This window comes from Micromonospora sp. NPDC049580, from assembly GCF_040675595.1.
GTDB lineage: Bacteria > Actinomycetota > Actinomycetes > Mycobacteriales > Micromonosporaceae > Micromonospora.
Genome location: NZ_JBFAPG010000580.1, coordinates 1 through 3,502, shown reverse-complemented (window position 1 = coordinate 3,502; position 3,502 = coordinate 1). Strand labels below are relative to the sequence as shown.

Annotated in this window: 2 protein-coding genes; one reads left to right on the top strand and one right to left on the bottom strand. The window is 68.9% G+C overall.

Annotation, left to right across the window (positions count from 1 at the left end; translation table 11 throughout):
• Positions 1-539 (bottom strand): LacI family DNA-binding transcriptional regulator (locus AB0J68_RS29410; RefSeq protein WP_363941807.1); only part of this gene is annotated, 539 nt, incomplete at its 3' end.
• Between the two features lie 564 nt (positions 540-1,103).
• Here AB0J68_RS29410 and AB0J68_RS29405 point away from each other — a divergent pair.
• The coding region (locus AB0J68_RS29405) for a glycoside hydrolase family 2 TIM barrel-domain containing protein (protein WP_363941804.1) at positions 1,104-3,502 on the top strand (2,399 nt) is incomplete at its 3' end.

Sequence of the window (3,502 nt, the reverse complement as noted above, 5' to 3'; positions counted from 1 at the left end):
GTCGCGGCCCGCGCGAGCCGGCCCGCGCCGACCCTGGCGGTCACCACCTGCGGCGCGGCGAAGGTGGGCGGCGCGCCGAGGACCAGGACCGGCACGTCGACGCTGATGAGGCCGACGCCCTCGTCGATCGGCTCGGAGATGACGACGCCGTCCACGCCCTGGCCCAGCAGCGACGTCAGGGCGCTCGCGATGCCGCCCGGGTCGCCCTCGATCGTGGCGGCCACCCGCAGCGTGTAGCCCACCTCCCGGACCGCCCGCTCGATGCCCATGAGCCACGACGCCGGCCCGTACAAGGCGCTGCCGAGCGTCACCACGCCGATCGACCGGGTCCGCCCGGAGGCCAGCGCCCGGGCCGCCTGGTTGCGCCGGTAGCCGAGCTCCGCGGCGGCGTCCAGGACCCGCCGGCGCACGTCGGCCGAGACATACTGCTCGTCGTTGAGGACCCTGGACACCGTCTTCTGGGAGACGCCGGCCAGCCGCGCGACGTCCACGCTGCGCGGCGTCGGAGGGCTTCCACCCGGCCTCGCCAGTCGCGTCATGGCACCTCCCGCCGCCGGCCATAGTCCTCTATGATTGCGCTGTCATGTCTACGCAGTCAGACGCTCGCCATCAAGATCCCGTAACCCGCCGTGACGCTGGCGAAGCACGTTTCTTACCAGCACCCTAACCCCAGTTTCGAACCGAACAGGTCAGGCCGGGCCGCCCGCCGACTTCACCGAAGACGACAGTGCTGCTGTCCACGCCTTCGGCGTGTCACGCGGCCGGGCGCCGCAGAGGCGAATCGGTTCGCTACTCGATCGGCGCCGCGTCGGTGGGCCGGCGACACGGAGTGCCTGAGCGCGATGCCCTAGCACTCCGGAAGGGTCGTACTATCGGCGGCCACTCGAAGCTTGCGAGGCGTCAGGAGCAGGAAGTAACCGTCTTGAAACCTTGACTTCACGCTCGATGCACCCATTAATACGTACCTATGTATCTGGCCGCAACCACCCTTCCCGGGTGGTCGGCGACGCCGGCAGCTTTGTCGAATCGATTCGAGTATCGGCCTTGAGGCTGTGCCCTGAACCGGTGTTGCGGAGTTGGCGGATGAGTCACAGGAGGTAACCGTGCATCGTACGAACGTCCGCTGGGGTGGCCGATTGTCGGCGTGGGCCAGAGGGTTGGCCGCGACCGTGGCGCTCGCCCTGCCCCTGACGCTGGGTGGCCTGACCCTGGCGCCCCCCGGGTCGGCCCTGGCCGCGCCGGTCGAGACGCAGAGTGTCGCGGCCGCCGGACTTGACGGTGTGGCGGCCGGGAACGCCGCGATCACCTCGATCGACCTGAGCGGGACCTGGGGCTTCACGCCCGCGGGCCGGGCGGCGACCACGATCGCGGTGCCCGGTGGCGGCTGGTACAAGCAGGGCTTCACCGACGTGAACGAGGCGGTGTACTCGCGCAGCATCACCGTGCCGGACTCGGGGCAGCCGCAGTCGACCTGGATCGAGTTCGGCGCCGTCAACCACCAGGCGACACTGTCGGTCGACGGCCGCGTGGTCGCCACCCAGACGACGGCGTTCACCCCGTCGAACTTCGACATCAGCGCATACGCGGCGCCCGGCACCACCCACACGATCACGGTGAACGTGAAGGGCCGCGGCGCGTTGAAGGCATCCAACGGCCGGTACCTGGTGCCCGACGCCGCCACGTGGTCCGAGGCGATACCGCAGGGGATCTTCGGGTCCGCGTTCCTGCGGGTGTACCCGGCGGTGTACGTCAGCGACACATTCGTGCGTACGTCGGTGGCGAACAAGACGCTGACCTACGACGTGACGGTGCGGAACACGTCGGGCAGTTCCCGGTCGGTGACGTTGACCGGGTCGCTGTCGTCCAGCAACGGAACGGCTTTCAGCTACCCGGCACTGCCCAGCCGTACGGTCACCGTGGCGGCCCGCTCGACCGTGATCGTGACCGTCGGGCCGGTCGCGTGGAACCTCGACAGCACCTCGTATTGGTGGCCCAATGTGCCGTACCGGTCGGGGTACCGGGCGCAGTTGCACGGGCTGACGGTGCATGCCGTCACCGACGACGGCCGGACGAGCGACGCCGAGTACCGGTTCGGGTTCCGGGAGGCTACCCAGAACGGTGACTACTACTACCTCAACGGCGTGCGCGTGAACTTCCGCGGCGACAACCTCCAGGGTGGCGACTATGACCGGATCAACAACGGCGGCAAGGGCGACGCGTACCACACCCTGCCCGGCTTCCTGCCCCCGTCGTCCGGCAACGGCGGCTGGCCGCAGGCGGTGGACAACTACCAGCGGCTGAACTACAACGTGGTGCGCATCCACCAGGAGCCCGGGAGCCCGTACATGTTGGATGTCGCCGACGAGATGGGCCTGATGATCATCGACGAGGTCGCGATTCGCGGCTCCCAATCCTCGCAGGAGTGGCAGAACTCCGTCGGGCGCGACAACATGGTCAACCACGCCCGTGCGCTGGTCCTGCGCGACCGCAACCACCCCGCGATCATCCGCTGGAGTCAGAACAACGAGCCGAACCAGAGCGGCCAGGATTCCGAACAGTTCGAGAAGGACCTGTACGCGGCGATGAACGGCGCCGACGGCACCCGGCCGATCATTGTCGAGGTGGGCGTCGGCGGGAATGTCAGCCTGTATCCCGGGATGACGTACGCCAACTTCGCGGTGATCCCGCACTACGTCGACGGCTTCGGCAGGTACGGGGAGGGCCTGATCACCGTGAATGGGCGGCCCGACGGCGAGGGCGAGTTCATCTGGCCGGCATGCAACAACAAGCAGGGCTTCGAGTGGTTCGCCACGGCAACCCTGGCCAAGCGCGGCAAGGGCGCCACCGACCTGCGCCCCTACACGCTGCTGTCCGCCTGGGCCAGCGTCGTGCCCGGCGTGCGGTCCACCGACTTCACCCCGGAGGAGGGCGGTCACCCCATCTACGGCGCCGACAACCTGCCCGACCCCTGGAGCAACCCGCAGATCCAGCGCGTGCAGGCGGCGTTCAACCCGGTGGCCGCGGTCGACCTCCCCTACTGGTCCGCCTCCGGCAATTCGGACTCGAACGGCACCTTCCCGCTGCCGCAGGCGGTACCCAGCTACGCCCGAAACGCCACTGTGACCCGCAACATCACCGTCTTCAACGACGACTTCACCAACACCTCGGTGGGCTTCACCTGGACCGCCCGGCTCGACAGCCCGACCGGCACTGTCGTCGCGTCCGGCAGCACCACCCTGACCATCCCACTCGGCTCACGAGTCACCCAACCGGTGTCCTTCACCACCCCCGCCACCGGCAGCCGCGTGTACCTGCAGCTGTCGACCGCGAAGTCCGGCAGCACCGTCTTCACCGACGCGGTCGAGTACCTCAACCTCAGTGGAAGCGGCGGAACCGGGCCCGCAGCAGGCACCTACCGCATCGTCAACCGCAACAGCGGCAAGCCCCTCGCCATCGCCGGCAACTCCACCGCCGACGGCGCCAAGGCGGTCCAGCAGAGCGG